Here is a 23,662-nt window from a genome sequence, read left to right on the forward strand (position 1 = left end):
GTTAACACACCAGATTGTGGCTCTGGCATGCGTGGGTTCGATCCCCATCACTCGCCTATTTAATATTATTGGGGTATAGCCAAGCGGTAAGGCAAGGGACTTTGACTCCCTCATGCGTTGGTTCGAATCCAGCTACCCCAGTTAAAAACTTGAGCCGGCGTGGCGGAATTGGCAGACGCGCTGGACTCAAAATCCAGTGTCCTCACGGACGTGCCGGTTCGACCCCGGCCGCCGGTATTGCTTAAGTTTAGCGAAGCATTTTAGCTTCGTTTTTTTGTCTTTTCCGTAGTATTTACTTGCAAGCTAAGGCGGAAGGTTGAATTGTGATTTTGCTTGTAAATTTACACTTAACTAGTGTAATTGATAAGGGAGACTTTCATCATTAAATGGCTTATAGGATCTAGAATGCTAATAAGGAGCTGCTTGGTTTGTTCCTTTTTATTCTCTGATTGAGTTTTTATTTAAGGCTTAAGAATCTAATTGTATAATTAANCTGAGAGGTAAAGTAGTTAATTCAATAGTTAAGTGACGATAGCCTAGGAGATACACCTGTACCCATGCCGAACACAGCAGTTAAGCCCTAGAACGCCGGAAGTAGTTGGGGGTTGCCCCCTGTGAGATATGGAAGTCGCTTAGCGAAGGGAGTTTAGCTTAGTTGTAATTGAGAGGAAATCGAAATTACAATCGGCGGATGAGAGAAACGAAGTTTCTCACCGTTGGCTGAGCTAGACTCCACCCTTTGGGAGTTTAGCTCAGCTGGGAGAGCATCTGCCTTACAAGCAGAGGGTCAGCGGTTCGATCCCGTTAACTCCCATATTCTGAAAAGAATAGGTCCCGTAGTGTAGCGGTTATCACGTCGCCCTGTCACGGCGAAGATCGCGGGTTCGATTCCCGTCGGGACCGTTGAAGTCGAGAAGATTTCAATAAAAGTAAGAGACTCGTTAGCTCAGTTGGTAGAGCATTTGACTTTTAATCAAAGGGTCACTGGTTCGAGCCCAGTACGGGTCATAAGAGCGGGTTTGGCGGAATTGGCAGACGCACCAGATTTAGGATCTGGCGCTTTAGGGCGTGGGGGTTCAAGTCCCTTAACCCGCATATAAGATAATAATGAGCCGGCTTAGCTCAGTTGGTAGAGCATCTGATTTGTAATCAGAGGGTCGCGTGTTCAAGTCATGTAGCCGGCATTTTTGAATAGGATGCGAACGTAGTTCAGTGGTAGAACATCACCTTGCCAAGGTGGGGGTCGCGGGTTCGAATCCCGTCGTTCGCTTGAGGCGGCCGGGGTGGCGGAACTGGCAGACGCACAGGACTTAAAATCCTGCGATTGGTAACGATCGTACCGGTTCGATTCCGGTCCTCGGCATAGACTTGTAAGAGGCAGTAGAAGAAGATGAGCACCCTTAGCTCAACTGGATAGAGTACCTGACTACGAATCAGGCGGTTAGAGGTTCGACTCCTCTAGGGTGCATTAATTACTTGGAACCTCTCTAAGGGTAATCTTCTCTACTTAACGGATAAGGAAGAGCAGATGAGTGCTTTGACTGAGCAGATTGCACGAGGCAAGCAGAAGGTGATTGTGCTAGCGCCGAAGTATCATAATCTGCCTGAGATGGAGGGAGTTCAAATTATTTCGACTTCAGAAGAATCTGTAAAATCTCTTGTGGTAATAGAGCAGAGAGTTCAAGAACGATTAGAAAAGCAAGAACGAGGACATGTAGTAACGCTAGTTGTATATAATTTAACAGAGTTAGTCGAAGAATTAGGAATGGATGCGCTTGAAAGTCTAGCATATATTTTAGAAAAAGGGCTTCGAACTGGTTATGCTTCCGTTGTGATGAGTTCACCTCAACTTACCAAACATATTGATGCAGCGTCTAAGCTTGCTCGTGCTTATAAGCAAGCTATTATATCAATGCGATTGAGTGATCAATCAGTTTTAAGTGTTGTAAATAGAGTGGTTCGTGAGGCTCAATTAGGAGAACAGGAACACTATTATATAGCAGACGGTTTAGCAAATAAAATAAAAGTATTAATGGCATAGGAGGAAAAATAAAAAATGGGGAAAGCAGCTATACAAGCAGAGATTAATGCAAAAAATGATGCATTATCCGCTCTAAGTGGGAAAATAGAAGAATTAGAAGCGAGCAAGAGTGCATTGACATCTTTTTCTACAGATGTAAAATATGTACTGGAGAATCATGAACATATAAAAGCAACTTACTATCTGGCTGGTACTCCTTATCTACAAGAAACAAGAGCTGAGGAAGGGATTGTCAGAGAAGTTGGGCAGTCATTCTCTGGAAAAAAAGAAGAGATGATTGAAAAATTAGCCACAAAAATTGCAGCTTTAGAGCTTGAAAAGTTATCAATAGGAACCTCTATTAAGCTTCTTGAAGTTCTTAAAGACATTACGAAGGAGGACTAAGTATGAGTGACGATATTATAAAGGTTCACGATTTACCGGCAATAGCTCGCTATAGTAAATCTGTGCAAGAATTTGCTAAAGGGGTAGATTCTGCCTCTAAGGAGACTGAGCGAACATTTAATGTGAAAACAGGTAAAACAGAAGGAGAAGGAGACGAAGGTGAAGCAATCAATGCTTTCTTTGAACGTCTTAACCAACTTCAAACGCAGGTATTCAAAGAGTTTCCGACAACAATTACACATTTTTCGACAGCTTTATCTAAGTTTGAAGGGGAGGTTACAGGAGCTGGTTTTGAAAAGAAAGCATGAACCCAGCAGTCAGGGAATGATACTGTTTATAACAAGTTGAATGGAGCGGAGTCTGAACAATATCAAAAGGTTGAAGAGAAAGCTAAAGCTTTACAAACAATTCTGGATGATGCAAGTGGCAAGTTGGGTATTGAGTCCGAGGACTTGACTCCTATCAAAACATCAGCAATGAGCAAGTTGACGGATGCTGCGAATAATCGTAGAAACACTCATAATGCTTTACAGGGAGCACATGATGATTTGTCAAAAAAAGCGACAGAAGTTGAGTCGGAATTACAGGATCTACAAACAAAAATAGTTAATGCTCGTGCTATTAGTAGTATTCCAGCTGCTAATATCTTTGAAGGTATTCAAAATGGTAGTTTTAGAAAAAGTAAACTTGAATATTTTGATGGGATACAGACTGAAGCAGATGGGCGTGCTTTAGGTGCTCTTCTTGCAAAGAGACCAGAAGAGATTTTAAATGAGAAACCAGAAAATCTTAGTGAAGGACTTTATGTAATAAGTGCTAGAGAAATGATGGCCTGGATAAAATCGGGAGATAAGGATACGCTAAATAGACTCCTTAAGGCAATGGGGAAACGTGAGTTTTCTGAGAACGAACCATTCTTAAAAAGTTTTCAACAAGCGGGAATTAAGCTTGGGGATACAACTATGGAAGCAATGGAACTAGAGCGTCAGACAAACGGGGATTTAAATAGTAAACAAATGTCTGAGTATTCTGGTTATTTAGATTTGTCTGATAAATTTGTTGGTTTAATGGAGACTTTGTATATGCTGGGCATTGGTACAGTCCGAACAACAAGTGGAAGTCTGAATAATAATTCTCGACTGTATACTACGGATACAACTACAAAGTTAACTATTGATGATTTGAATGCTAGTAGTTCTACCGTTGGTTTGAATGCTAAGATTATCACTCGAAATATGACAACAGAGTCCAATGCTTATGGTATGATTTATCCAGTAGGCGATTATACGACTACAGAAGAGAAACAGTATAAAACTCAGATTTTCTCTACTTATGAAGGGGTAGATAGTTGGGAAAATCATGCTCGTTTAGGTGAGTTAGCTGAAGCCAGAAAACAGGCACGGAAAGATTTAGCTGCTAGTCTAGCGAAGACTGCCGGTTATGGAGCAGTTACTGTTTTTGCACCAGAAATCCTTCCTCTTGTGATGGCAATTGATGGATTAGCTAGTAGTGATACCACAAAATTTACTAAGCAACTGAGCTCTTTTGTAGATAAGAATGTAACAATTGGAAATAAGACAATTCAAGGCGGTTTTAGTAAAACAGGCTCTTATGTATTTGGTCTCACTGCCCCAATTGAAGCTTTAGAAAATTATGTGGGTTATGTCAATACACTAAATGAAGCTCAGAAAAAAGCAGATGAAGTTCGTCTTAAGTTTATCAATAGATTCTTAGATAAAGGTGGGGCGTATTTAGGACAAGATCTTGGTAAGGGAGAGGTTGTGAATATTTCCTCGTTGACACGTCATGACTATAAAGCTACTTTGCGCTTAGCAGAGATGAATAATCGAGGGATTGTTCCTTACGTTAACTATGCTAGAACAGCAGAGAACTATACATTAACAGAAGATTCTGATCTTAGCGCACAACAAATTATAAAAAATACAATAGATAAAATAAACAAAAATGGGAATGGAACCAAGATATCCCCAGAAGTCCAATCTTACCTTCTGGGAGAGTCTGGCTCTTCCTTATCCTTGACAGATATGAATAATCAGCAAATCAATGAATTTGAAATGGTATTAGATAGACTGCCGATAAATGCTCCTAATGTGGGAACAAATGGTACGGAAGAATATGGAGCATATATGAATACGTATTATAAATAAGGAGAACACTCTATGAAGAAAAAATGGAAATTTATAGCAGTGCTCGTCATTGTCTTGTCTTTAGTCGGTACTTACGATGCGTATCGATATTTTACATATAATCGTTATAAAGAAAGAAACTATGCAATTGAACCACGAGCTTATGAATTTATTGCAAACAAACAAGGCTTAGTTATTTCATGGAAAAAAGCAAATTCCCAAATTATTGACTCAAAAATCCCAGATAATAACAGTGGCGAAGGACAGTCAGTAGGATTTGGCGCAGCGGTTTATGGAAAGCACTATCTTTCAACGGACAGCTATCAATTTGTTCGCCGGTTTCATGATCCTGATTTTAATCTAAAAGATTTAAGTTGGGGGGAGTTTTGGAAAATACAGGTCTACGATATTAGTACTAATAAGTTATATCGTAAGGAATATGATTTACTTGAAGCGATTCGAGAATATGATGATAGTTATGTACCTTTTGCGACTTATTCGGCTTTCTTTAGTTATGATAATCAAGAATATCGAACAGTGGAGTTAGAAAAGGTTGGAGGCGGAAGTGGCCGTATAGTTTTGTTTAATATGGCGACAGGAAAAATAGAGGATGTTCCAAAAGATGTCGAAATTCCAAAAGATAAGCGAACTGATATTATTAGTAATTCTACAAGTTTAAAAAAATACTATAAAGAGCCTATTGATAATATATTCTCATCTATCTCTTTCCCCAATTCAGTTATTAAACAATCTTCTGATTGGCGTCTAAAGGAGGAATACCCTAAAGCTTATGACTTGATGACGAAGCAAGGAGGTCAATTATATCTTTTGACGGATAAGACAGATCCTAAACTGATGTCAGACATTTACAGTCTTTTAATACCAAAAGATAAGCAGTTATTTGATAACTTAACTGTTTATGGTAGTGTCACAAAAGACGGTCAAGATCATGTGGTCAATTCTTATGAAGAATTTATTAGTATTTTAAAAGTAACAGAGGAGGAAAATGATGCCAATTAAGCGAATACAGCCTTGGCGAATTCAAAGTATTAAGGCTAGCATTAATGCTTCAACTGAAGAAATTTCAAAAGGGATGAGTAGTATTATTGAGGCACCAGTTACAAATAGTCTTGAATCTTGTGCAAATAGTGCGAAAACATGCATGGAAAATTTGGTAGAAACAGTTGATTCTCTAGATTTGTTTCTTGATAATGTCGCGCAAGCCTTTCAAGATGTAGATGAAAAAATGGCTAAATCAATTCAATCAAATGATATGTATAGTGTAGCTCCAAAGGAGCCAGAGTCAGATCCTGAAAAGAAAGAGAAGATGCGAGTTCAGCAAAAACAATATGATATTTCTTTTTATGAGAACCTTCCATAAAGATAAATATCTCCACCTGAATCCTAATTCAGGTGGTTTTCTTTTGCACCTCCTCTTTCTACCTTGCTATTCTCTAAAAGTTTCCAGTTTCTTCCCTAACATTCCTTTCTTATGCTATAATAGTCTATAGAAAGTCGAGGGAATGATGAAGAAAATATTATTAGTGGTTGTGGTGCAGGGCTTGGCTATCTTTGTGATTACTGGTCTGCTTTGTTTATTTATGCGGGGGGATTTTTTCTTCCGTGCTTTGGCGCCGATTTTTGGTCTAGCAGCGGGAGGTTTTCGCTTCGTGACGGCCATGGTGACAAAAGCATTTGCACCTAGTCTCTATGAGGATAGCAAGAAAGAGGACTAATCTATAGAGTAGGCAGTAGGTCTGGGGTCATTCGCCTCAGGCCTTTTGTCATAACTATCAGCGTTAGTCATGCGGAGCTTTAATATTTTTTAGAAAAAGAACGGACAGAAGGGCTTTCTTAGGCGCTTTGTGGTAAAATAGTAACAGAATTAAAAATTTGGAGAGTAAAGATGAAACGTTCTATGTATGCTGGGCGTGTTCGCAAGGAGCATGTTGGTCAGGAAGTCACTTTGAAGGGTTGGGTAGCCCGCCGTCGGGATTTGGGCGGTCTGATTTTCATTGATTTGCGCGACCGAGAAGGCATTATGCAGCTGGTCATCAATCCTGAGACAGTGGCTGCAGAGGTCATGTCAACAGCGGAAAGCCTGCGTAGTGAGTTTGTGCTGGAAGTGACAGGCAAGGTGGCTGCGCGTGAGCAGGTCAATGACAAGCTGGCGACAGGAAGCGTGGAGCTGCATGTGAAGAGTCTGACTGTCTTAAATACAGCTAAGACGACGCCTTTTGAAATCAAAGACGGCATTGAAGTGAATGACGATACGCGTTTGCGCTACCGTTATCTAGACTTGCGCCGGCCAGAGATGCTGGAGAACTTCAAGCTCCGTGCCAAGGTGACTCACTCTATTCGCAATTATCTTGATGAGCTGGAGTTCCTTGATGTGGAAACACCTTTCCTATCTAAGTCAACGCCAGAAGGAGCGCGTGATTACTTGGTGCCTAGTCGGGTTCATCAGGGGCATTTTTACGCTCTGCCACAGAGTCCACAGATTACTAAGCAGCTTTTGATGAATGCTGGTTTCGATCGTTATTACCAGATTGTTAAATGCTTTCGGGACGAGGACTTGCGCGGTGACCGTCAGCCAGAGTTTACTCAGGTGGACTTGGAGACTTCTTTCTTGTCTGATCAGGAGATTCAGGACATTACAGAAGGCTTGATTGCTCGTGTTATGAAAGAGACCAAGGGTATTGATGTTTCTCTGCCTTTCCCTCGTATGAAGTATGATGATGCCATGGCTCTTTATGGGGTTGATAAGCCTGATACTCGTTTTGAAATGTTGTTGCAGGACTTGACAGATCTTGTCAAGGAAGTTGACTTTAAGGTCTTTTCAGAAGCTCCAGCTGTCAAGGCTATCGTGGTAAAAAATGCTGCAGATAAATACTCTCGTAAGGATATTGATAAGCTGACAGAACAAGCGAAACAGCATGGTGCTAAAGGTCTTGCTTGGGTGAAAGTGGCTGATGGTGAGCTGGCTGGTCCAGTTGCTAAGTTCTTGACAGACTTGACAAGTCAGTTGACAGAAGCTTTACAGCTTGAAAATAATGACCTAATTCTCTTTGTGGCTGATACTTTGGAAGTGGCAAACGCTGCTTTGGGAGCTCTTCGTGTTCGTTTGGGTAAAGAACTGGACTTGATTGCTCCTGATACATTTAACTACCTTTGGGTGGTTGATTGGCCCATGTTTGAATGGTCAGAAGAAGAGGGCCGCTACATGAGTGCCCACCACCCTTTCACTCTGCCTCAGAAAGATTCTGAGCAAGAGCTGGAAGGCGACCTGAGCAAGGTACGGGCTGTGGCCTATGATATCGTCCTCAATGGTTATGAGTTAGGCGGTGGAAGTCTTCGGATCAACCAGAAAGACTTGCAGGAGCGGATGTTCAAGGCGCTTGGCTTCTCAGCTCAAGAAGCTGCCGAGCAGTTTGGCTTCCTTCTGGAGGCTATGGACTATGGTTTTCCACCGCATGGTGGCTTGGCTTTAGGCTTGGACCGCTTTGTGATGCTCTTGGCTGGTGAAGAAAATATCCGCGAAGTCATTGCCTTTCCAAAGAATAACAAGGCTTCTGATCCAATGACACAGGCACCTAGCCCAGTGTCGGTCGCTCAACTAGAGGAATTAAGTTTACAAGTGGAAGCACATGAAGAAGACTAATTTTTACAAGCTCTTTCGCTATTATGTCCGCAGGTTTGCTTATAATTTTAAGATTTTGCGGTCTTTAAAGAGTATCTCGCGTGAGAAGTACGATGAGAAGATTTCTGCCTCGCTTGTCTATGGCTTTTTATCAGCTGTCGCAGTCAATTTCTTCTTTCAGCCGGGGCATGTTTATTCCAGCGGGGCGACTGGTCTGGCGCAGGTTATTACAGCCCTCAGTACTCGTTTCTTAGGTTTTACCATTCCGGTTTCTGTGACTTTTTACGCCATCAATATTCCGCTGATGATCCTAGCCTGGTACCAGATTGGGCATAAGTTTACCATTTTCACCTTTATCACGGTTACCATGAGCTCGCTCTTTATCCAGTTTGTGCCGGAAGTAACCTTGACTGACAATCCTATTATCAACGCTCTTTTTGGTGGTGTGGTCATGGGCACGGGGATTGGCTTTGCCCTTAAGTCCAGCATCTCCAGCGGTGGGACTGATATTGTAAGTCTAACTGTTCGGAAAAAAACGGGCCGGAATGTCGGGAATATTTCCTTGATTGTCAATGGGATTATTATGCTGATTGCGGGTCTGACCTTTGGCTGGGAGTATGCACTCTACTCCATGATTACTATTTTTGTGTCTAGCAGGGTGACGGATGCCGTCTTTACCAAGCAGAAGCGCATGCAGGCTATGATTATCACTAGTCATCCAGATAGGGTGATTGATAAGATTCACAATAAGCTGCATCGCGGGGCGACAGTGATTCATGGCGCTGAGGGAACTTATAATCATGAGAAAAAAGCTGTTCTGGTGACGGTTATCACCCGAGCTGAGTTTAATGAATTCAAGCAAATCATGAAGCATACAGATCCAGCTGCCTTTGTTTCCGTCGCAGACAATGTCCATATCTTGGGACTGTTTGTGGAGGAGTGAAGATATTCATTAAGCTTGGGAATGCAAAGAGGTATAGTTGGGAGTTTGTGCTTAAAACGAGCTTTTGTGATAGGAGATTCATATGCGGTAGGACAATAGTCCCACCGCTTTCTATTCTCTATGGTGGAGAGTGGCTCGAGTAAGAAAGGATATATAAATGCAGGAGATTTTTAGACAATGACGACTTATAAAAAAATCATGAATATCGCCTTGCCGGCTATGGCGGAGAATTTTTTGCAGATGCTCATGGGGATGGTCGACAGCTATTTGGTGGCCAGTCTTGGGCTGATTGCGATTTCGGGTGTCTCGGTGGCCGGCAACATCATTACGATTTATCAGGCAATCTTTATCGCGCTGGGGGCTGCTATTTCCAGTCTCATCTCCAAAACTCTGGCGCAGGGAGACAAGGAGCGGTTGGCCTATCATACAGCTGAGGCTATCAAACTGACATTACTTCTGAGTCTTCTGTTGGGGCTGATTTCTCTACTCTTTGGCAGGCAGATGCTGGACCTTCTGGGGACGGAAAAAGCGGTAGCTGAAGCAGGTGGTCTTTATCTGGCTCTGGTTGGTGGGACTATTGTTCTGCTAGGCTTGATGACTTCTTTTGGAGCTTTAGTGCGGGTCACACGCAATCCTAGATTCCCCATGTATGTGAGTATTATGACCAATGTCCTCAATGCCCTCTTTTCCGGTCTGGGGATTTACGTCTTTCGGCTTGGTATTGTCGGTGTAGCGCTGGGCACGGTGCTGGCTCGTTTGGTCGGTGTGCTGATTCTCTGGCGGGAGCTGGATTTGTCCACAATCCGCTGGAGCTGGGGCTTAGACGGAGAGCTCTTGCGCCTGTCTCTGCCGGCTGCTGGAGAGCGGCTCATGATGCGGGCTGGTGATGTAGTTATTATCGCCATTGTGGTCGTCTTTGGGACGGACGCAGTAGCGGGGAATGCTATCGGTGAAGTTCTGACGCAGTTTAATTATATGCCAATCTTCGGGGTCGCAACAGCAACAGTCATGCTGGTAGGCCATGCGGTAGGTGAGGGAGATATGCAAGAGGTCGGTCTGATTCGTCAGCGGACCTTCTGGCTCTCTTTTGCTTGCATGCTACCCGTGGCTCTAGGAATTTTCGTTTTTGGTCGGCCACTGACCTTGCTCTATACGGATAATAGCGGCGCTATCACAGCCAGTCTTTCAGTCATGCTTTTCTCCTTGCTGGGAACTCCCATGGCGGTGGGCACCGTGATTTACACAGCTATCTGGCAGGGGCTGGGGAATGCCAGACTTCCCTTTTATGCCACGACTATTGGTATGTGGCTGATTCGCATCGTTGCCGGTTACTTGCTGGGAGTGACCTTTGGCTTGGGTCTGCCAGGAGTCTGGACTGGGATGCTCTTGGACAATGGCTTCCGCTGGCTGTTTTTAAAGGTTTTATTTGACAGGAAAATGAGGGAAATCACATGACAAAAGCGTTTATTTGGGATTTGGACGGCACCTTGCTGGACTCCTACGATGCTATTTTGGCGGGGATTGAGGAAACCTATGCTCACTATGATCTGGACTTCGACAGGGCTAGTATTCACAGCTATATCCTAAAGCACTCTGTGCAGAAGCTCTTGGAAAAAGTAGCGTCTGAGAAAGGTCTGGACGCTGCCGAGATGAATGTCTTCCGTGGAGCAAGCCTAAAGGAGAAAAATGCTCAGGTCCATCTGATGGAAGGAGCTGCGGAGATACTAGCCTGGGCTGAAGAGCAGGGCATTGCCCAGTGCGTCTATACCCATAAAGGAATCAATGCCCATCAAATCTTGCAAGACTTGGGCATTCATGATTATTTTACAGAAATCATCACAACAGCCAACGGCTTTGAGCGCAAGCCCCACCCAGAAGGTATCGATTATCTGCTTGAGAAATATGGCCTGGACAAGCAGGAAACCTACTATATCGGTGACCGGACCCTGGATGTGGATGTCGCCGTCAACAGTGGCATCCAGAGCATTAACTTCTGTGACTACCGACCAGAAATCAATCAGAAGATAGAGAAGTTGGTGGACATCAAGCAATTATTTACAAGATAAAAAGCAGACTAGAACTGATTTACTGTCAGTCTAGCCTGCTTTTTCTTTTACATATTCTCAATCTGTATTTCCAGCAAGAACTCAAGAGCCTCGGGAGAACAGTTCTTTTTTTCAATAGGGAAACCGATATTTGGCCCCAACATGATATAAAAATCTTCCTTAGTATGAAAAACTTTGACGATGTCATCATAGCTATAAAGAAACTCTCCTCGTTTGCTTTTTACAGAAAATTTATCTTTCTCAAATATAAGAGTTTGCTCCATATCCTTCCAGAAAGGAGTTTTTTGATAGGCTTTCTTTATCTGAAAGTCCGTACCAAAGTACATTACTGGGAATATAATCAAAGATGTAAATAGCACGGTAAAGAAAGAAAAACGCCTCAGATTTTCAGGTAGGAAGGTTAGATAGAGAACCAAGATTCCTATCAAAATGAACATATTTAGCAAGAATCTTTTCCCGCGTAAGAAAATAGACCAAGCAAATCGTTGATACACTTCCTCAGTCACAAGAGTTGGAATGGTTATTGGAAACATCTTTTACCTCCTAGTTTTTATTATTATACCATATATGAGCGATAAGATTTAGCCGAGTCTTGTTAGGCGATACCATCTTTTATGGGAGGTGAGTGATTCTTTCGTCTTTATCTAAAACTAGCACATCTGGCATGGAAAGATTATGCCAGAAGTTATAATCAATACTTAGGTCAAATGCGCTTAGTAAAATGCAAATCAGGTTGCCGTGGGAGCTGAGGATAATTTCCTCATTTTGATGTTTGCTTTCCAGTTCATGAAGGAAAGTCAAGGCTCGCTGTTGAGCTTGTTGATTAGACTCACCACCAGCAAGTGAAAATGTAGGCCGTGACCAAAGTTGCATGAGGGCTTCTTCAAAGTCTTGGTCGGCAATCGCTTGACTACTTAGCTTTCGCTCTATTAGCCGTTTGTCGGTTTGAATAGCGAGTTTTAGGCTCTGAGCCAAAGGTTCAACCGTCTGGATGGCTCTTCGGTAAGGACTGGAATAAATGGCGGTAATGGGTTTGTCTGCTAAAAAGTCAAGCTGCGCCAAGGATTCTTGCCCTTTGTCTGATAATGGTCGGTTGATTTCATCAGGTGTATAGTTAGAATGCGCATGACGGATAAAATAGTAGGTATTGTTCATAAAATGATTATAGCAAAATTTAAATCTCAATTCATTTTCTACCTATTTTCCACATCGCTGTTCCTGTCTTTGTCGGCCTTTCGTGTTATAATAAACCTATGGAAAAAAAGAACAAATTATTATTAATCGATGGTTCGTCCGTTGCTTTTCGCGCTTTTTTTGCGCTTTATAATCAAATCGACCGTTTCAAGAGTCCATCGGGCCTGCATACTAATGCTATTTATGGCTTCCACCTCATGCTCAATCATCTCTTGGAGCGCGTGCAGCCGACTCATGTCCTGGTAGCTTTTGATGCTGGCAAGACGACCTTCCGGACCGAGATGTACGCCGACTATAAGGCTGGTCGGGCCAAGACACCAGATGAATTTCGTGAGCAGCTGCCTTTTATCCGTGAAATGCTGAAGCACCTAGGCATTCACTTCTATGACTTGGCTCAGTATGAGGCGGATGACATTATCGGGACCTTGGACAAGATGGCTGAAAAGACAGCTGTGCCTTACGATGTGACCATTGTCAGCGGCGATAAAGACTTGATTCAGCTGACGGATGATAATACCGTGGTGGAGATTTCCAAGAAAGGCGTGGCCGAGTTTGAGGAATTTACCCCAGCCTACCTCATGGAAAAGATGGGCATCACACCAGAGCAGTTCATTGACCTCAAGGCGCTGATGGGCGATCAGTCGGATAATATCCCCGGAGTGACCAAGATCGGTGAGAAGACTGGTCTCAAGCTCCTCTTGGAGTACGGCTCTTTGGAAAATCTCTATGAAAATATTGACCAGCTCAAGGCTTCCAAGATGAAGGAAAATCTGATCAATGACAAGGACAAGGCTTTCTTATCAAAAACCCTAGCTACTATCAATACTCAGGCTCCGATTGAAATCGGGCTGGATGATTTGGTTTATAAGGGTCCGCAAATAGAGGCCCTGAGCAAGTTCTATGACGAGATGGGCTTCAAGCAACTCAAGGCTCAGCTAGGAACTGGTCAAGAGCCGGTAAAAGCCAAACCAATTGAATTTACCAAAGTGACTGAGGTCACAGAGGATATGCTGGCACCAGAGCAATTCTTCTATTTTGAAATCTTGGGTGACAACTACCACAAGGAAGACATAGTCGGTCTTGCCTGGGGCGATAGCCGTCAGATTTATGTCGGCACCAGCGATTTACTGCAACAGCCTCTCTTTCAGGAATTTCTGACAAAAACAGCTCTAAAAACCTACGACCTCAAGCGGACCAAGGTACTGCTCAGTCATTATGGCATCGAACTACCAGCAGCCTCCTTTGATGCGCGTCTAGCCAAGTATCTGCTTTCGACGGTCGAGGACAATGAGCTGGCGACTATTGCTCGCCTCTACGGCCAAACAATTCTGCCGACGGATGACGAGGTTTATGGCAAGGGAGCCAAGCGCGCTTTGCCGGAGCAAGAGCAGCTCTTTGAGCATCTAGCTCGTAAGGTCCAAGTAATGCTGGAAACAGAAGAACCGATGCAAGAGCAGCTCCGTTCTCACAACCAGCTGGATTTGTTGCTTGAAATGGAGCAGCCATTGGCCTTTGTCTTAGCCAAGATGGAGATTGCGGGGATTAAGGTTGAGCGGGAAACCCTACAAGGCATGCAGGCGGAAAATGAAAAGACGCTGGAAAGTCTGACCCAAGAGATTTATGATCTGGCTGGTCAGGAGTTCAATATTAACTCGCCGAAACAGCTGGGAACCATTCTCTTTGAGGATATGGGGCTGCCGCTGGAGTACACCAAAAAGACCAAGACAGGCTACTCAACAGCGGTGGATGTACTGGAGCGCCTAGCTCCCATTGCACCGATTGTGTCTAAGATTCTGGAATACCGTCAAATCAGCAAGCTTCAGTCGACTTACATTATCGGATTGCAAGAGGCCATAGCGGCTGACGGTAAGATTCACACTCGCTATGTTCAGGATTTGACTCAGACGGGCCGCCTGTCCTCTGTTGACCCTAACTTGCAGAATATCCCCGTTCGTTTGGAGCAGGGCCGCCTCATTCGCAAGGCCTTTGTGCCAGAGTGGGCAGATAGCGTACTTCTCAGCTCGGATTATTCCCAGATTGAGCTGCGGGTGCTGGCCCACATTTCTCAGGACGAGCATTTGATTGCTGCCTTTCAGCATGGAGAAGATATTCACACGGCTACAGCCATGCGGGTCTTTGGTATTGAAAAGGCAGAGGATGTGACACCTAATGATCGCCGTAATGCCAAGGCTGTCAACTTCGGAGTAGTCTATGGCATTTCTGACTTCGGACTGGCCAATAATTTGGGAATTTCCCGCAAGGCTGCCAAGGACTATATCCAGACCTATTTTGAGCGCTTCCCAGGCATCAAGAATTATATGGAAACGATTGTCCGCGAAGCGCGTGATAAGGGCTATGTAGAGACCATTTACCATCGCCGTCGCTCCTTGCCAGACATCAATTCCCGCAACTTTAACATCCGAAATTTTGCGGAGCGCACTGCTATTAACAGCCCGATCCAAGGCTCCGCCGCAGACATTCTCAAAGTCTCTATGATTAATCTGGACCGAGCTCTGACAGAGAAGAATTTCAAGTCTCGCATGCTCTTGCAGGTGCACGATGAAATCGTGCTGGAAGTGCCCAATGACGAGCTAACAGCCGTCCGCCAGCTAGTCAAAGAAACCATGGAAGCTGCGATTGAGCTGGCCGTTCCATTAGTAGCTGATGAAAATGCCGGCCAAACTTGGTACGAGGCGAAGTAAGATATCAAGGGCGTAAAACACAAAGTGAAAATAGAAAGCTGACATAGCATTCGATGAATGCAAGGAAGCTTGTCTTTTTCACACGGTGTTTTGCCCGGATTCAGTTAGGACACAATACTTGCAAAACTATCCAGCTTTATTATGAATGAGGAGGAAGCCTATGACTTATCATTTTCAAAATCCCAGTGATGCCATCGTCAAGCATTATCTGGAAAACAGCAAGGTGATTGCTGTTGTCGGCCTGTCTGACCGCGAAGAAACGACCAGCAACCGTGTGTCCAAGGAAATGCAGGAGCGAGGCTATCGCATTATTCCGGTCAACCCGCGGGCAGCGGGCAGTCAAATTTTTGGTGAAACTGTTTATGCCAGTCTCAAAGACATTCCTTTTCCGGTGGATATTGTCGATGTATACCGCCGCAGTGAGTTTTTGCCGGATGTGGCACTTGATTTTCTGCAGTCGGATGCCAAGATTTTCTGGGCTCAGTTGGGCTTGGAGAGTGAGGAAGCTGAGCAGATTTTGCGGACAGCCGGTCGGGACGACATTGTCATGGACCGCTGCATTAAACGCGAGCATACCCGCTTGATTCTGGGCGAATAAGATGGCCAAGTTAGTCATCATTCGTGGCAATTCCGGCTCTGGCAAGTCTAGCCTAGCCAGGAAACTGCAGACTCACTATGGCCGAGGGACTCTCCTGATAGCGCAGGATACGGTTAGACGGGATATGCTCAAGGAAAAAGTTGAGCCGGGAAATTTGTCTATTGACCTGACGGAAACGTTGGCCAGCTTCGGCTACGAACATGATTTGCTGGTTCTGGTAGAAGGGTTTTATGAGACGGACTTTTACGGACAGATGCTAGAGCGGTTGAAAAAACTCTTCGCTCCGCAGGTCTTTGCCTACTACTATGACCTATCCTTTGAAGAAACAGTCCGCCGCCATCAGACTAGAGCTAAACAAGAAGAATTTACCCCAGCCGACATGAAGCGCTGGTGGAAAGAGCTAGACTTCTTAGGCTGGGAAGAGGAATCCTTTTTCACCGATGAGGATTCACTAGAGACAGCATTTGATAAAATCTGCTCTGCCCTTGACAAGACAGAAATATAATAGTAAATAAAAAAACAACTCACAAGCTTAGGACAAGGGGGTCCGTGCTTGCGGGTTGTTTTCGTTTAGAATAGCTTTTTCTTTTTTCAACTCTTCGTAGAAAAGAATGTAAGCAGTCGCTGTATAAGGAAGAACCATAATATTCAGTACACCGTAAGTCATTTTGGTCAATAAATTCCAGCCGATGAAGCTCAGGTCTAGCATAAACAGCTTTCTTTTATAGCCCTTCATGAGCTTCCGACTTTGACGGATAGCAGAGAAAGCTCCCAGGTAGGTGTCAGTCTCAAGCTGGTCATATAGGATCAGCTCTGCTTGAGAATATGCGTAGTACTGAGGGATGGTGATGCCTAGATCAACCAATATCAAGAGGCTTCCCAGTAACATACCAGGGGTGTATTGAAGAATCTGCTGACCTGCCTCGCTTTGAGCAGTCAGCACAGTATGGGCAGGAAGTTTTTCCGAAATATTGAGAATCTTATAAGCATTGAAGACGGACAGAAGACTCCCACAAAATATAGGAAGATTCCAAAGGAAAAGCAAGAGCTGCTTGAGCAAAACGGTTTTGAAAACAGGTGTGAAGTTCTTGCTCGTAAAAAGATGCCCAATATCTGAAAAGCGAACCTCATCCTTTTTCTTGCGGATGACGGTTATCATGGTGTAGCTGGCAGAAAGCAGCAGGAGAGACGTGATAAACTGAATGGTCGTCGGAAAAAGAGTTCGGCTAATCAGAAAATATATGAACTGGCTGAAGGTCAGGTCGGAAACGGAGTCTCTTAGATTCCCAATAAGGGAAAGCAAGATGTTTAGGATACCGGCAAGAGTCGGAGCCGCAAACAAAAGAAAAATCCCCCTCGTTTGGCTGCGGACAGTACGAGCCTGAGCTCTGATGTTACTTAGATTCATAATTCCTCCATTTGGATTTGTCTGTTACATTATATCATACCCCGTGACAGATAGAAGTTTTTTTGGTAAAATCATACGGTATCTTGTGAGCCCTTGCTGCTCATTGTATAGAAGAAAAATCGCTGGGACTGTTTTTCCCAGCAGGAGGAAACATGTCAACATCACCGATTCAGTATCGTTTGATTAAAAAAGAAAAGCATACAGGTGCTCGTTTGGGGGAAATTATCACGCCTCACGGGACTTTTCCGACGCCTATGTTTATGCCGGTTGGTACCCAGGCGACGGTCAAGACCCAGTCACCAGAAGAGCTCAAGCAAATGGGGTCGGGTATTATCTTGGCCAATACTTACCACCTTTGGCTGCGTCCAGGCGATGAGCTGATTGCCCGTGCAGGTGGCCTGCACAAGTTCATGAACTGGGACCAGCCTATTCTGACTGATAGTGGCGGTTTCCAGGTCTATTCTCTAGCTGACAACCGCAACATCACAGAAGAAGGAGTAACCTTCAAGAACCACCTCAATGGTTCCAGGATGTTCCTGTCACCCGAAAAGGCCATCTCCATCCAGAACAATCTAGGCAGTGACATTATGATGTCTTTTGATGAGTGCCCGCAGTTCTACCAGCCTTATGATTATGTCAAGAAGTCCATTGAGCGGACTAGCCGTTGGGCAGAGCGTGGCCTCAAGGCCCACAGCCGTCCGCACGACCAAGGTCTTTTTGGGATTGTTCAGGGTGCTGGCTTTGAAGATTTGCGCCGTCAGTCTGCTCAAGACTTGGTCAGCATGGATTTCCCAGGCTACTCAATCGGAGGCTTGGCTGTCGGAGAGTCTCACGAAGAGATGAATGCAGTGCTAGACTTCACAACACCTATGCTACCTGAAAGCAAGCCTCGCTATCTCATGGGAGTTGGGGCGCCAGATAGCTTGATTGATGGTGTTATCCGTGGTGTGGATATGTTTGACTGCGTCCTTCCGACTCGGATTGCCCGAAACGGTACCTGTATGACCAGTGAAGGACGTCTGGTGGTTAAAAATGCTCAGTTTGAGGAAGATTTCACGCCGCTGGACCATGACTGTGACTGCTACACTTGCAGCAACTACACGAGGGCCTATATCCGCCACTTGCTTAAAGCGGACGAAACCTTTGGAATCCGCCTAACCAGCTATCACAACCTCTACTTCTTGGTAAACCTTATGAAGAAGGTTCGCCAAGCTATCATGGATGACAATCTGCTGGAATTCCGTGAAGACTTTATTGAGCGCTACGGCTACAATAAATCCAGCCGAAATTTCTAAGAATCTCCATTTGAAAGGGGAAGCCATGTCTGATGAAGAGAAATTGCTGAAAAGATTGACAGCGTATCTGTCAGACGACCAAAAACATACCATACGTATATACGGTCATGGTGCTTCGGGCAAGTCAACTTTTGCTCGAAAACTCCAACTAATATTGGGTGAGGAACGAGCCAATCTGCTGGAAACAGATCCTTATGTAATTACTGGGGAGTATCGAGATTTGCTCAGTTCCAAAGATTTTCCTCATCAAAAAGTCACAGCTTGCCTCCCAGCCGTTCATGAACTAAGCAGTCTGGAGCGAGATATTTGTGCCTTGCAGTCTGGTCTGGATATTCTGACCATTGGCACAGCTTGGTCGCCTAGCTTGCGTTTATCAGCCCGAAAGCCGATTTTAATAGTAGAAGGCATGTCGACTGCCTTTTTGTCTGAAAGTTTGTTTGATTTGTCGATTTGCTTTTACACGGATGATCAGACCGAGTTAGAACGACGCTTGGCAAGGGATGTGGCTGTGCGAGAGCGCAGGTCAGATTGGATAAAGCAGACACATCTAGCTCGGCGAGAGCAATATAGGCACTTCTATCAGCCCTATCTAGTAGCTGCCGACCTTGTCATCTGCCAGTCGGACAACAGCATTCGCATCGAAAAGGACAGCCCCATACTATAAAATAAAGTAGCCAAGGGTAAATTTTCATTTTTTATCTCACTGATGTGCGTCAGTGGGATTTTGTATTTTCTGAATACAAACTCGAATAAATTGGTGAAAAAGTCTAAATTTTCTTCTAGATAGTGACTTACAAGACTTATAAATTGTTTAGAAAACACTTTCATAAAAAATTATCCTAAAAATCTTTAAAAAATTACTCAAATCCCTTGCAATGACTGGTTCTTTGTGTTAAGATACTATGGTGCTGTAAAAATACAGTGTGTAGCTTTGATGCAAGAGGTTGCGACACGCTCGGTTGCATTGCCACGCAATCCCCTGTCGGTTTTCTTGTGGAGCTAGCCTATTATCTTAAATAGACGAAAAGGAGAAAAAGATGGCAAACAAAAAAATCCGCATCCGTTTGAAAGCTTACGAACATCGTACACTTGATACAGCGGCTGCAAAAATCGTAGAAACTGCTACTCGTACTGGTGCTGAAGTTGCGGGTCCAATCCCACTTCCAACTGAGCGCAGCCTCTACACAATCATTCGTGCGACTCACAAATACAAAGACTCTCGCGAACAATTTGAAATGCGTACTCACAAACGCTTGATCGACATCATCAACCCAACTCAAAAAACAGTTGACGCTTTGATGAAGTTGGATCTTCCAAGTGGTGTGAACGTAGAGATTAAACTTTAATCTAAAGCTTGATCTAAACCAGAGCATGAAAAACGCTCGTTAAAAACTTTTTGAAAAAAATTATAGAAAAGGAAACATTTTCTCATGACAAAAGGAATCTTAGGGAAAAAAGTGGGAATGACTCAAATCTTCACTGAAGCTGGCGAATTAATCCCTGTAACTGTTGTTGAAGCAGCTCCAAACGTTGTTCTTCAAGTGAAAACAGTTGAAACAGATGGTTACAACGCAGTTCAAGTTGGTTTTGATGACCTTCGTGACGTATTGAGCAACAAACCTGCCAAAGGCCATGTAGCGAAAGCTAACACAGCTCCTAAGCGCTTCATTCGTGAATTCAAAAACATTGAAGGCTTGGAAGTAGGAGCAGAAATCACTGTCGATACATTCGAAGCTGGTGATGTTGTTGATGTAACAGGAACTTCAAAAGGTAAAGGTTTCCAAGGTGTTATCAAACGCCACGGCCAATCTCGTGGTCCAATGGCTCACGGTTCACGTTACCACCGTCGTCCTGGTTCAATGGGGCCAGTTGCGCCAAACCGCGTGTTCAAAAACAAACGCTTGGCTGGACGTATGGGTGGCAACCGTGTAACGATTCAAAACCTTGAAATCGTACAGGTTGTTCCAGAGAAGAACGTTATCCTGATTAAAGGTAACGTACCAGGTGCTAAGAAATCTCTTATCACTATCAAGTCAGCAGTTAAAGCTGGTAAATAATAAAGAAAGGGGAAATCAGTCACAATGGCAAACGTAAAATTATTTGACCAAACTGGTAAAGAAGCTGGTGAAGTAGTTCTGAACGATGCGGTCTTTGGTATTGAACCAAATGAATCAGTTGTCTTTGATGTTATCATCAGCCAACGCGCTAGCCTTCGTCAAGGAACTCACGCTGTTAAAAACCGTTCTGCAGTATCAGGCGGCGGACGCAAACCATGGCGTCAAAAAGGAACTGGACGTGCTCGTCAAGGTTCTATCCGCTCTCCACAATGGCGTGGTGGTGGTATCGTATTCGGTCCAACTCCTCGTTCATATGCTTACAAACTTCCACGTAAAGTTCGTAGATTGGCATTGAAATCAGTTTACTCTGAAAAAGTTGCTGAAAACAAATTCGTAGCTGTAGACAGCCTTTCATTTACAGCTCCAAAAACTGCTGAGTTTGCAAAAATGCTTGCTGCACTGAGCATTGATACAAAAGTTCTTGTTATCCTTGAAGAAGGAAATGAATTCGCTGCACTTTCAGCTCGCAACCTTCCAAACGTGAAAGTTGCAACTGCAACAACTGCAAGCGTTCTGGACATCGTAAACAGCGATAAACTTCTGGTTACTCAGGCAGCTATCTCTAAAATTGAGGAGGTTCTTGCATAATGAATTTGTACGACGTAATCAAAAAACCTGTTATCACTGAAGGCTCAATGGCTCAGTACGAAGCAGGCAAATACGTATTTGAAGTGGACACTCGCGCTCACAAACTCTTGATCAAGCAAGCTATTGAAGCTGCTTTTGAAGGAGTTAAGGTTGCTAACGTTAACACTATCAATGTAAAACCAAAAGCAAAACGCGTTGGACGTTACACTGGTTTTACAAACAAAACTAAAAAAGCTATCGTAACACTGACAGCTGATTCTAAAGCAATCGAGTTGTTCGGTGCAGAAGAAGAATAATCTAAGGAGGAAATATCGTGGGAATTCGTGTTTATAAACCAACAACAAACGGTCGCCGTAATATGACTTCTTTGGATTTCGCTGAAATCACTACCAGCACTCCAGAAAAATCTTTGCTTGTTTCTTTGAAGAGCAAGGCTGGTCGTAACAACAACGGTCGCATCACTGTTCGTCACCAAGGTGGCGGCCACAAGCGTCACTACCGTTTGATTGACTTCAAGCGTAACAAAGACGCTGTTGAAGCAGTTGTAAAAACAATCGAGTATGATCCAAATCGTTCAGCAAACATCGCTTTGGTTCACTACACTGACGGTGTGAAAGCTTATATCATCGCTCCTAAAGGTCTTGAAGTTGGTCAACGTATCGTTTCAGGTCCTGAAGCAGATATCAAAGTCGGAAACGCTCTTCCGCTTGCAAACATCCCAGTTGGTACTTTGGTGCACAACATTGAGTTGAAGCCAGGCCGCGGCGGAGAATTGGTTCGTGCTGCTGGAGCTTCTGCTCAAGTATTGGGTCAAGAAGGTAAGTACACTCTTGTTCGTCTTCAATCAGGCGAAGTTCGTATGATTCTTGGTACTTGCCGCGCTACAGTTGGTGTTGTCGGAAACGAACAACATGGACTTGTAAACCTTGGTAAAGCAGGACGTAGCCGTTGGAAAGGTATCCGCCCAACAGTTCGTGGTTCTGTAATGAACCCTAACGATCACCCACACGGTGGTGGTGAAGGTAAAGCACCAGTTGGTCGTAAAGCGCCTTCTACTCCATGGGGCAAACCTGCTCTTGGACTTAAAACTCGTAACAAAAAAGCGAAATCTGACAAACTTATCGTTCGTCGTCGCAACGAGAAATAATTTAAAACAATCTATCCGCCAGCTCGGTAGCGCTGCTTAGTCAGCGCAGGCCGCTGTGGTACTTATTTAAAGGAGAAAATATAAAATGGGACGCAGTCTTAAAAAAGGACCTTTCGTCGATGAGCATCTGATGAAGAAAGTTGAAGCTCAAGCTAACGACGAAAAGAAAAAAGTCATCAAAACTTGGTCACGTCGTTCAACGATCTTCCCAAGTTTCATTGGTTACACAATCGCAGTTTATGACGGACGTAAACACGTGCCTGTTTACATCCAGGAAGACATGGTAGGTCACAAGCTTGGTGAATTTGCGCCAACTCGTACTTACAAGGGTCACGCTGCAGACGACAAGAAAACACGTAGAAAATAAGGAGAACATAAATGGCAGAAATTACTTCAGCTAAAGCAATGGCTCGTACAGTGCGTGTTTCACCTCGTAAATCTCGTCTGGTTCTTGACAATATTCGTGGTAAAAACGTCGCTGACGCAATCGCAATCTTGAAATTCACGCCAAACAAAGCTGCTGGCATTATCGAAAAAGTTTTGAACTCTGCAATCGCTAATGCTGAAAACAACTTTGGTTTGGAAAAAGCAAACTTGGTAGTATCTGAAGCTTTCGCAAACGAAGGACCAACTATGAAACGTTTCCGTCCACGCGCTAAAGGTTCAGCTTCACCAATCAACAAACGCACAAGCCACATCACTGTGGTCGTTGCAGAAAAATAAGGAGGTAACATCGTGGGTCAAAAAGTACATCCAATTGGTATGCGTGTCGGCATCATCCGTGATTGGGATGCCAAATGGTATGCTGAAAAAGAATACGCGGATTACCTTCATGAAGATCTTGCAATCCGTAAATTCGTTCAAAAAGAATTAGCTGACGCAGCAATTTCAACTATTGAAATTGAACGCGCAGTAAACAAAGTAAACGTTTCTCTTCACACTGCTAAGCCAGGTATGGTTATCGGTAAAGGTGGAGCAAACGTTGATGCACTTCGTGCAAAACTCAACAAATTGACTGGAAAACAAGTCCACATCAACATCATCGAAATCAAGCGTCCTGACTTGGATGCGCATCTGGTTGGTGAAGGAATTGCTCGCCAGCTTGAGCAGCGTGTTGCTTTCCGTCGTGCTCAAAAACAAGCTATCCAACGTACAATGCGTGCGGGAGCTAAAGGAATCAAAACTCAAGTATCAGGTCGTTTGAACGGTGCAGATATTGCCCGCAGCGAAGGTTACTCTGAGGGAACTGTTCCGCTTCATACACTTCGTGCGGATATCGATTACGCTTGGGAAGAAGCTGACACTACTTACGGTAAACTGGGTGTTAAAGTCTGGATCTACCGTGGAGAAGTCCTTCCAGCTCGTAAAAACACTAAAGGAGGTAAATAACCA

27 protein-coding genes, 11 tRNA genes and 1 rRNA gene (1 of these 39 cut by a window edge) are annotated in these 23,662 nt (G+C 44.0%); 36 read left to right on the forward strand and 3 right to left on the reverse strand.

The features are described 5' to 3' along the window. The 23 genes from SSV_RS00155 to SSV_RS00260 form a co-directional block, all read left to right on the forward strand. Nucleotides 1-56: transfer RNA gene (locus SSV_RS00155), tRNA-His, on the forward strand (it extends 17 nt beyond the left edge of the window). 13 nt (nt 57-69) lie between these two features. After that, nucleotides 70-141: transfer RNA gene (locus SSV_RS00160), tRNA-Gln, on the forward strand. 12 nt (nt 142-153) lie between these two features. Further along, nucleotides 154-237: transfer RNA gene (locus SSV_RS00165), tRNA-Leu, on the forward strand. Nucleotides 238-521: 284 nt separating this feature from the next. Continuing rightward, nucleotides 522-637 (forward strand): 5S ribosomal RNA (gene rrf, locus SSV_RS00170). Nucleotides 638-741: 104 nt separating this feature from the next. Then, nucleotides 742-814, forward strand: a tRNA-Val gene (locus SSV_RS00175). 16 nt (nt 815-830) lie between these two features. Continuing rightward, nucleotides 831-903, forward strand: a tRNA-Asp gene (locus tag SSV_RS00180). 32 nt (nt 904-935) lie between these two features. Continuing rightward, nucleotides 936-1,008: transfer RNA gene (locus tag SSV_RS00185), tRNA-Lys, on the forward strand. Between the two features lie 5 nt (nt 1,009-1,013). Next, nucleotides 1,014-1,095: transfer RNA gene (locus tag SSV_RS00190), tRNA-Leu, on the forward strand. Between the two features lie 16 nt (nt 1,096-1,111). Then, a tRNA-Thr gene (locus SSV_RS00195) sits at nt 1,112-1,184 on the forward strand. 14 nt (nt 1,185-1,198) lie between these two features. Beyond that, a tRNA-Gly gene (locus SSV_RS00200) sits at nt 1,199-1,270 on the forward strand. 7 nt (nt 1,271-1,277) lie between these two features. Beyond that, nucleotides 1,278-1,363, forward strand: a tRNA-Leu gene (locus SSV_RS00205). 31 nt (nt 1,364-1,394) lie between these two features. After that, nucleotides 1,395-1,468 (forward strand) — tRNA-Arg (locus SSV_RS00210). Between the two features lie 60 nt (nt 1,469-1,528). Next, nucleotides 1,529-2,041: a hypothetical protein gene (locus SSV_RS00215; protein ID WP_072073219.1), complete on the forward strand. Its 513-nt coding sequence runs from the start codon at nt 1,529-1,531 to the stop codon at nt 2,039-2,041. A gap of 15 nt (nt 2,042-2,056) precedes the next feature. Then, the gene (locus SSV_RS00220; protein WP_072073220.1) at nt 2,057-2,425 is read left to right on the forward strand and encodes a DUF5082 domain-containing protein; all 369 of its coding nucleotides are present in this window, start codon (nt 2,057-2,059) and stop codon (nt 2,423-2,425) included. 2 nt (nt 2,426-2,427) lie between these two features. Beyond that, a complete protein-coding gene (locus SSV_RS12145; RefSeq protein ID WP_255297027.1) occupies nt 2,428-2,733 on the forward strand; it encodes a hypothetical protein in 306 nt (101 codons plus the stop codon). Nucleotides 2,734-2,769: 36 nt separating this feature from the next. After that, entirely contained in the window at nt 2,770-4,593 is a 1,824-nt protein-coding gene (locus SSV_RS00225) for a hypothetical protein (RefSeq protein ID WP_255297028.1), read from the forward strand. Nucleotides 4,594-4,605: 12 nt separating this feature from the next. After that, nucleotides 4,606-5,592, forward strand: a complete 987-nt coding sequence (locus SSV_RS00230; RefSeq protein ID WP_072073221.1) for a hypothetical protein — start codon at nt 4,606-4,608, stop codon at nt 5,590-5,592. Next, nucleotides 5,579-5,953: a hypothetical protein gene (locus SSV_RS00235; RefSeq protein ID WP_176693518.1), complete on the forward strand. Its 375-nt coding sequence runs from the start codon at nt 5,579-5,581 to the stop codon at nt 5,951-5,953. The genes SSV_RS00230 and SSV_RS00235 overlap by 14 nt, the downstream gene beginning before the upstream one ends. A 142-nt stretch (nt 5,954-6,095) precedes the next feature. Beyond that, complete coding sequence (locus tag SSV_RS00240; RefSeq protein WP_072073223.1) at nt 6,096-6,308, forward strand: hypothetical protein; 213 nt, start codon at nt 6,096-6,098, stop codon at nt 6,306-6,308. A 170-nt stretch (nt 6,309-6,478) separates the two neighbouring features. After that, on the forward strand, nt 6,479-8,233 hold the full coding sequence (gene aspS / locus SSV_RS00245) for an aspartate--tRNA ligase (protein ID WP_072073224.1): 1,755 nt from the start codon (nt 6,479-6,481) through the stop codon (nt 8,231-8,233). Then, nucleotides 8,220-9,155 carry a YitT family protein gene (locus tag SSV_RS00250; RefSeq protein WP_002894123.1) on the forward strand — a complete coding sequence of 312 codons (936 nt, stop codon included), beginning with the start codon at nt 8,220-8,222 and terminating at the stop codon, nt 9,153-9,155. Before aspS ends, SSV_RS00250 begins: the two co-directional genes overlap by 14 nt. 177 nt (nt 9,156-9,332) lie before the next feature. After that, nucleotides 9,333-10,610, forward strand: a complete 1,278-nt coding sequence (locus tag SSV_RS00255; protein WP_072073225.1) for an MATE family efflux transporter — start codon at nt 9,333-9,335, stop codon at nt 10,608-10,610. After that, nucleotides 10,607-11,221 carry an HAD-IA family hydrolase gene (locus SSV_RS00260; RefSeq protein WP_072073226.1) on the forward strand — a complete coding sequence of 205 codons (615 nt, stop codon included), beginning with the start codon at nt 10,607-10,609 and terminating at the stop codon, nt 11,219-11,221. Before SSV_RS00255 ends, SSV_RS00260 begins: the two co-directional genes overlap by 4 nt. A 47-nt stretch (nt 11,222-11,268) precedes the next feature. Here the strand turns inward: SSV_RS00260 and SSV_RS00265 are convergent, their stop codons facing one another. Together SSV_RS00265 and SSV_RS00270 are read right to left on the reverse strand one after the other, a co-directional pair. Next, nucleotides 11,269-11,754, reverse strand: a complete 486-nt coding sequence (locus SSV_RS00265) for a YcxB family protein (RefSeq protein WP_072073227.1) — start codon at nt 11,752-11,754, stop codon at nt 11,269-11,271. Nucleotides 11,755-11,833: 79 nt separating this feature from the next. Further along, nucleotides 11,834-12,376, reverse strand: a complete 543-nt coding sequence (locus tag SSV_RS00270) for a histidine phosphatase family protein (RefSeq protein WP_072073228.1) — start codon at nt 12,374-12,376, stop codon at nt 11,834-11,836. A 98-nt stretch (nt 12,377-12,474) separates the two neighbouring features. On the opposite strand from SSV_RS00270, the gene polA reads away from it, so the two are divergent. From polA to SSV_RS00285, 3 genes are all read left to right on the forward strand, one after another. Beyond that, nucleotides 12,475-15,117, forward strand: coding sequence for a DNA polymerase I (gene polA / locus SSV_RS00275; RefSeq protein ID WP_072073229.1), 2,643 nt, complete (start codon nt 12,475-12,477; stop codon nt 15,115-15,117). A 160-nt stretch (nt 15,118-15,277) separates the two neighbouring features. Further along, on the forward strand, nt 15,278-15,715 hold the full coding sequence (locus SSV_RS00280) for a CoA-binding protein (RefSeq protein WP_072073230.1): 438 nt from the start codon (nt 15,278-15,280) through the stop codon (nt 15,713-15,715). A 1-nt stretch (nt 15,716) separates the two neighbouring features. Further along, nucleotides 15,717-16,220 carry a kinase gene (locus tag SSV_RS00285; RefSeq protein WP_072073231.1) on the forward strand — a complete coding sequence of 168 codons (504 nt, stop codon included), beginning with the start codon at nt 15,717-15,719 and terminating at the stop codon, nt 16,218-16,220. A gap of 27 nt (nt 16,221-16,247) precedes the next feature. Here the strand turns inward: SSV_RS00285 and SSV_RS00290 are convergent, their stop codons facing one another. Beyond that, nucleotides 16,248-17,123 (reverse strand): DUF975 family protein, encoded by an 876-nt coding sequence (locus tag SSV_RS00290; RefSeq protein WP_072073232.1) that lies wholly within the window; start codon nt 17,121-17,123, stop codon nt 16,248-16,250. 152 nt (nt 17,124-17,275) lie between these two features. Between SSV_RS00290 and tgt the strand changes: the two genes are divergently transcribed. The 10 genes from tgt to rpsC all read left to right on the forward strand — a co-directional run bounded on the left by tgt (nt 17,276) and on the right by rpsC (nt 23,659). Further along, a complete protein-coding gene (gene tgt, locus SSV_RS00295; RefSeq protein ID WP_072073233.1) occupies nt 17,276-18,418 on the forward strand; it encodes a tRNA guanosine(34) transglycosylase Tgt in 1,143 nt (380 codons plus the stop codon). Nucleotides 18,419-18,443: 25 nt separating this feature from the next. Further along, entirely contained in the window at nt 18,444-19,082 is a 639-nt protein-coding gene (locus SSV_RS00300; RefSeq protein WP_072073234.1) for a uridine kinase family protein, read from the forward strand. A 373-nt stretch (nt 19,083-19,455) separates the two neighbouring features. Further along, a complete protein-coding gene (rpsJ, locus tag SSV_RS00305; RefSeq protein ID WP_002894478.1) occupies nt 19,456-19,764 on the forward strand; it encodes a 30S ribosomal protein S10 in 309 nt (102 codons plus the stop codon). 84 nt (nt 19,765-19,848) lie between these two features. Continuing rightward, a complete protein-coding gene (gene rplC / locus SSV_RS00310) occupies nt 19,849-20,475 on the forward strand; it encodes a 50S ribosomal protein L3 (protein WP_002894479.1) in 627 nt (208 codons plus the stop codon). Nucleotides 20,476-20,499: 24 nt separating this feature from the next. Continuing rightward, the gene (gene rplD / locus SSV_RS00315; protein WP_072073235.1) at nt 20,500-21,123 is read left to right on the forward strand and encodes a 50S ribosomal protein L4; all 624 of its coding nucleotides are present in this window, start codon (nt 20,500-20,502) and stop codon (nt 21,121-21,123) included. Further along, nucleotides 21,123-21,419 (forward strand): 50S ribosomal protein L23, encoded by a 297-nt coding sequence (locus SSV_RS00320; RefSeq protein WP_002922993.1) that lies wholly within the window; start codon nt 21,123-21,125, stop codon nt 21,417-21,419. Before rplD ends, SSV_RS00320 begins: the two co-directional genes overlap by 1 nt. 17 nt (nt 21,420-21,436) lie before the next feature. Then, complete coding sequence (rplB, locus tag SSV_RS00325) at nt 21,437-22,270, forward strand: 50S ribosomal protein L2 (RefSeq protein ID WP_002894482.1); 834 nt, start codon at nt 21,437-21,439, stop codon at nt 22,268-22,270. An 85-nt stretch (nt 22,271-22,355) separates the two neighbouring features. After that, nucleotides 22,356-22,637, forward strand: a complete 282-nt coding sequence (rpsS, locus tag SSV_RS00330; protein ID WP_000533766.1) for a 30S ribosomal protein S19 — start codon at nt 22,356-22,358, stop codon at nt 22,635-22,637. Between the two features lie 11 nt (nt 22,638-22,648). Then, the gene (rplV, locus tag SSV_RS00335) at nt 22,649-22,993 is read left to right on the forward strand and encodes a 50S ribosomal protein L22 (protein ID WP_002894484.1); all 345 of its coding nucleotides are present in this window, start codon (nt 22,649-22,651) and stop codon (nt 22,991-22,993) included. Between the two features lie 12 nt (nt 22,994-23,005). Then, the gene (gene rpsC / locus SSV_RS00340) at nt 23,006-23,659 is read left to right on the forward strand and encodes a 30S ribosomal protein S3 (protein ID WP_002894486.1); all 654 of its coding nucleotides are present in this window, start codon (nt 23,006-23,008) and stop codon (nt 23,657-23,659) included. Nucleotides 23,660-23,662: the final 3 nt, after the last annotated feature.

It is taken from the genome of Streptococcus sanguinis, assembly GCF_001078705.1.
In the GTDB taxonomy this organism is placed as follows: Bacteria; Bacillota; Bacilli; order Lactobacillales; family Streptococcaceae; genus Streptococcus; species Streptococcus sanguinis_D.